This is a genomic window from Lachnospira multipara LB2003, assembly GCF_000702205.1.
GTDB classification, from domain to species: Bacteria; Bacillota; Clostridia; order Lachnospirales; family Lachnospiraceae; genus Lachnospira; species Lachnospira multipara_A.
The window spans coordinates 46,258-52,979 of the sequence record NZ_JNKW01000013.1 but is presented as its reverse complement, the minus strand read 5'-3'; the positions used below and the strand labels follow the sequence as shown (position 1 = coordinate 52,979).

Genomic DNA, 6,722 nt, shown 5'->3' with positions numbered 1-6,722 from the left:
TACTACAAGTTTCATACTCTGTTTCCACTTGCTGACAAGACCTCCCTTGGTACCACACGTTTCTTTCTCTCCACATATCTGCCACATTTACTACAGTTAATTCCGAGTAGTTATTGGACTTCAGTTTGTAATGCAACCTTATCCTTAACTATAGCCTGATGTGATTTCTGTTCGTCAGACCAGAGATTTGCCTCCACCTTCCTTCAGATTCCACCTCACGATGGACACCCTTGGTCTTGGCTGTATCCTTCCCACTACTAGGGCGGATTAGGGACTTTCACCCATTAGAAACGTGCGCCGCAAGGCGCACATTAAAAGGAGGATGCCAATTAATGACATCCTCCCCTTTGTTGTTTTAGGCTATATATACACGTCTTTGACGTGCCAAATCGCAAGGTTAGTTGCGATATTAGCATTTAACTATCTATTTTCTTTGCTCTTAGATAACTTAAGATTGCCAGCAAGTAAAGTCATTGATGCTAAAGCAAGTATTAAGTAAAGTCTTAATGCATTAGTATCTGCTGTAGTTGTTGTAGTTTCTGCCACTGTTGCTGTTGCTGTATCTGTTATAGCTGCCTCTACTACTGCTGTGTCTGCTGCCACTTCATTAGCTGTCTCATCTCCAATTACAGCTTCAGATGCTGCAACGCTTATCTTAGCTACTGCCTCACCATCTTCTGATACAATCTTAATTTCATGCTCGCCTTCTGATAGTGTAGCTACATAATCAGCTGCTAAGCGAATAATTGTTGAACCAGCCTTAGCTGTATAATTGCTTTCATCTAGTAATTCACCATCTACATAAACGCCCTTAAATAGTGCAAAGTCAGCTGCAGAACGTAATACTAATTCCTTAGCCTCACCCTTTACTAGGCTTAAATTGCCACCTTCAAGCATCTCATATACCTTACCCTGATCACCTGCAATCTCACCAGAATCAGATGGTGTTTCTGATGGATTCTCGCTTGGTGTTTCTGATGGGTTCTCTGATGGGTTCTCGCTTGGTGTTTCTGATGGGTTCTCTGATGGCTCTTCACTTGGCGTTTTTGCCTCACCATATACCTGTACACCATCTACTACTAAGCTGATGTTAGTAAATGTTACGTCTGCCTTTCTTGAGACAAACATACCTACGTATACGTAATTTGGATCATTACTTGTAAGTGCAAAATCAAAACCAGCTGTAATTGTCTGCTCATTGCCAAATGTACAAGCATAACCATCTGAATTGCTTTCAATCTTAAGATCAAAGCTATCACCTGCATTAATGCTAGCTGTCTGGCTGCATGTTCCACCTTGTGTTAATGTTCCTGATTTTCTAGCAAAGCAATTCCACTTATCATCCTTTGTAAGCTTTAATGGACCTGCTGCCACATAATCACCCATTGTTTCTGTTAATGCCTTATCAAGATACATATCATCTCTTGCCATTAAACCAAATGAAACCTGATCATTTAATGTTACTGCATTAACATTAGCTGTTGCCTGTAATGTAAAATTCTTACCTACTGGCACTTTGTAATAATACATTGCAAGACCTTCATTAGTGCCTGCAATTTTTCCATTGCCGTTTAATGCTGCAATTCTAATTCCACCTTCTACTTCTTCAAGTACAAAGTTAGAATTTGTAATCTTATCATCTCCGCCAACATTTCCAAATACTGAACCACTCCAGATTCCTACATTCTTCCAAAGGCTAGATACCTGTCCATCTGCTATTGGTTCATAAGAAGCTTCTTTATACTCTGGATTAACCACTAAATCTGCTTCCTTAGTTGGCTTAGTTACATCCTTTACATACTTAGCTAAGCTATTATCAGAATTTTTAATTGCCTGTGTTAAGTAGTAATCTAGAAGCTTAGCTCCATAAATATTGATATGTGTATTATCTACTGATGATGGATCCTTTGATGTCCAAGCATGTAAGTATAATGTTTCACTTGGTCCAAGTTCATCATATAAATTCTTAGTGATATTTGTCATATCAATTACTGTAAGTCCTAGCTTAGCACCTAAATCTCTAATTACCTGTGCATAATCACCACCATTTGCCTGATGTAGGTTAGATGCTGACCAATTACCATCTGCACTTCTTCTAACAATTGGTGTATCAAGAATTACTGTTACACCTTTTTCCTGTGCTTTCTTTATATAATTCTCATATAATGAGTTACCAAATGTTCCAGCTTCGTTAATATCTGCACTTGGTGATGTATATCTATCTGGCTCATTTTTCTCATCATTATGGCCAAAACCTATAATTAGGTAATCGCCCTCTTGCATACCATCTATTAATTCCTTATATTCCTTATCGTTAACGTAACTCTTAGATGAACGTCCTGATAAAGCTAAGTTCTTAACTGTAATATTATCAGTAAAATACTGTGAAAGCATTGTTCCATATCCATATCTTGGATAGTAATATGCATCATTAAATGATGATACTGTTGAATCACCTATTACCCATACTGTATGGCTTGCACTATCATCACCCTGACTTGGTGTTTCTGGTGTATCTGGTACTTCTGGTGTATCAGGTGTTTCTTCTTTTGATAACTCTTCTGCCTTGGCATTAATGCTATCAAGTAAGTTCTGAGTATAGTTTTTAAGCTGAGGCACATCTGTATCAATTACGCCATCCTTATTTACTGTAAACTCAACTGTTCCATTTGCCTTTACACCACTTGTCTTAGTTGGCTTTAAGACAAATTTTGAGATATTCAAATTTTTATTCTGAATATCCTGTGCCATTAAACCTGCTGACACAAAACCACCTAATTTACTTGAATGTGTGCTATCGCCATCACATAGTAATTTAGATGCTGCTGGTGAAACTCCGTTAGCTGCTGAAGAATCTTCCTTGTATGTTTTTTCATAAAGATCCTTAGTAATCTGGAATTCATCAATTAACATTACATTTTCTTCCTGTGCAAGCTGTCTAACTGCCTCTACATATGAATTATACTTTACTGCTGGTACATATGAACCTGCATATGTGTCTGATGCGTCACTTGCATCGTGATGTGGTCTAATTGTTCCTTCTGTTGTGAAGTATAATCTTGCAACTGGTGTTACAAGCACAGGTGTTGCTCCTACCTGTCTAGCCACATTAATATACTGTAATAAATACCACTTATATGTTGCACCACAATCATATGAATAATATGTATCACCATATTTATCCTTAAGGGATGATGGTGTATTTACCTTCTGACCTGCTGTTACAGGGAAGATTCCATTAGCATCTGGCTGACCTAGTGGAACATATCTATCTTCTCTATATCCAATTTCATTAGCACAGTCATTATGTCCAAACTGAATAAATAAGTAGTCACCCTTTGAAATATTAGCTGCGATTTTGTCTAGTGTTCCTTCATTAATGAAGTTTCTAGTACTTCTACCACCATTAGCATAGTTAACTACGTTTACATAATCGCTATCAAAATAATCCTGTAAATATTCACCCCAAGATCCTTCTGACTGTGATTTTCCACCGTTATACATACCCTTTGTTGAGTAATCTTTAACTGTTGAATCACCAGCAAGGAAAATATTAATTCCATCACCTACTGTTGGATCTGTTACCTTTCCTGTTGGATCTTCGTATCCTTCTCTTACAAATGCCTCTAAAGTTATTGTCTTAGTTTCACCCTTCTGACCTGAAATTGTCTGTGGCTCTACTTCAAGACAAATGTGCTTTGATACTGCTTCATCTGTAATCTTATATGTTCTATCTGAACTTGCTGTAGATGTCTTTACTAGTGTTCTAGATCCATCATCTGATACAATATACCATCTAATAATAGATGCATCTGCAGCCATATTGTCTCCTAAATCATAACATGCTGTTAATACATGTCCTGGATATGGAGCATTCATATCTCCGTTATCAACAATATATGGATCTTTTACAAATCTAACACCATCAGCTTCTTTTACTAAGCTAACTGGTGTCCAATCAGCAAAGTAATCTGATAATTTAATACTATTTGCTGTATTTTCATCAATAACACCTGTTACACGCTTGCTTAAATCACAAGCTGTTCCATCTGTGTAAACTGTGCCATATTCTCTATACTTTGCATTTTCAGGCTTATTAGAACTCATTGTTGTATAGCCTTCAGCTAAGATTAAATCACCACAAACCTTAGTGTTAAGGAATGTAACATTAGCATCACTTCCCCATGGTCTACCTAGATAACTCTTAGATACTGTTAAATTGTCGTTGCCTGAAATTGTACAGTTTCTAAATAAATATCCTGCATTAGCACTTGGCTTCATAGCTGTAATATAACCACCAACTGAACCTGTGCTGTAACCATAGAAACAAAGATCACATGCATCAAATACGCAATTGCCATCACCAAAAATGTAATCTGTATTACCTTCAACATGGCAGTTTAAGAAATATAATCTAGCATCTGTATTACCTGTATAAAGTGTATCCTGACTACCAAGGAATGAACAATTTGTCATTTCTACATCTGTTGCTTCAACTGCAAAAGCTGTTGCTCTCTCTGTTGCTGATTTTGATGTAACGTCTGCTCCATATCTTCTTACAAATGCAATTGAACCATCTGATACAACACCATCTTCAAGCTCTTCATCTGTTAAGTATCTATTAAATGATGCTTCAAATGTGATTCCATCTGCTCTAAAGTAATCTGCATTGCCTGTTACATAAACTGAAGCACCCCACTTATTAGCTGCTCCCTTATCAAACTTATCATATGCATTTTCTGGATTATAAAAACCTGTATCATCGATACTATAATATTTATAACCAATTCCGTAATACCATGTAAGTTTTACTTCTTCATTACTATCATTTACAAAAGAGATATAAGGTGTATTCACTCTTATCTGTTCTCTATATGTTCCTGGAGCAATGTGAATTGTAATTCTCTCATCTTCTGAACTTGGCTTCATTAAAGATGCTGCTTCAACTGCTTCACTTACTGTGTTGTAGTTTAAACTTCCCTTATCTTCATATCCAACATATAAATCAGATACTCTATCAAGTGCTGCCTTAGCAGTTGTTGATACAAACATAAGGTCTTTTTCTACATTTGCACCAGCTACTACAACATGTGTTGTTGTTCTGTATCCATTAACATCTACAACTGTCTTATATGAACCATCACGTAATGCTACGCTATATCCATTAGCAGTTATTGTTGCTGGATATTCATATGAATCTTCTAAATTTACGAATTTTAATGATGTTGGAGTTGTTCCATTTAATCCTGTAAAACTACCCTTTACTTCATACTTAGGCTTAAGTTCAACCTCAATATCCTGTGTTACTGCAGTTTTACTATTAACTACTCCTCCTTTAATTACTTCATAGTCATTAACACCCTTTAATTGTGCAGTGTAGTTTTCTTCTGCCTCAAGACTTGCACTAAAACTTCCATCTGCTTCTATGCTAAGAACAACATCTTCTGCCATAGAATCTTCATCTGTCTTCATAATTACTGAAAGCTTTGATATATCATAGCTTGGATCAAATCCTGTGATTTTTCCTGTGTAACTATAAAGTGATTTTTCCTCAATTTTTATTGTTCTATTAGCTATTCCTGTTATTGCATCTTTACGACTTGTTTTTATTGTCTTAGTATCCTGTGTTGTACCAAAACCCTTAGCTCCATATACATTTACTGTATATTCTTCATCGGCTCCAAGTGTAACTGAATAATTTCCGTTAGAATCTACTGTAGCATCAGTTGTAGCTCCTGTGCTATTAGATGTAAATCTTAAAACATAATCTGAAAGATTATTTCCTTGTGTATCTACCTTTCCAGTTACCGCTACTCCTGGAATTCTAATTATTCTGTTATATACTGGTTTACCTGCTGCCTTATCTGGATAAATCTTATAAGTACCATCGTACTGTGCAACAAATTCATGCTTACCACCAACATTAGTAAATGGCTGGCCCTCTAGCTGAGATTTAGTTCCATCACTATTCTCATATCTGAAGTAAATTGTTGATTCTGCTGCATTAGATGCTCCCATATATACAACAATCTTATCTCCTGCCTTAACATTTGCTATGTCCATGCATCTGTTTTTGTCAGATCCTGTACCATTACAATAGTACATTCCCTTTGCATTATATCCATCATCATATTTAGTTTGAGCAATGTTATTTAAACCTGCTGTCTTTGTACTTGCATCTCGATAAACTCTATCTTGTCCTATATAAGTAAGAGTTAAATCTCCCCAAGTAATGCTATCAACCTCTGATTTTCCCTGAATAAATCTTCCATTATCGCCTAACTTATCATAAATATCCCAAAAGTTAGACGCAATCTGGTTGTCATACATGCTTGTATCTGCTTCTTGTACTCCACCAAAGTCCCATACTTCGATTTTGCGACCTTGACTTGTTGCAGCACTAGCAAATGTGACACCACTAAAGATAGTAGTGATTGTCATTACTGCTGCACAAACACTACTACTGATGCGACGAATTAAACTTCGTTTACTTACGTGCTTCATATTGAATTGTCCTCCCAATCAATTATCTTGGCCCCTTTACCAAGACAACCATTTTAAAGAGCCTAAGCTCTTTAAAACTGTTTTAGAGAATGCGGGTAATCTAAAACAGGCTTTTCTTGAACTGCTACTTGTTCAATACTTGCTAGTTGTATAGTAATTATAAAGTCTGACGCAGAGTCAAGGTCAATTAATTTCATGGAAGAATTTTGTATTTTTTA

General features: G+C 36.3%; 1 protein-coding gene. It reads right to left on the bottom strand.

All coding sequences use genetic code 11. The features are described 5' to 3' along the window. Window positions 1-420 precede the first annotated feature (420 nt). Window positions 421-6,504 carry a pectinesterase family protein gene (locus T537_RS12715; protein ID WP_081823276.1) on the bottom strand — a complete coding sequence of 2,028 codons (6,084 nt, stop codon included), beginning with the start codon at window positions 6,502-6,504 and terminating at the stop codon, window positions 421-423. Window positions 6,505-6,722 lie beyond the last annotated feature (218 nt).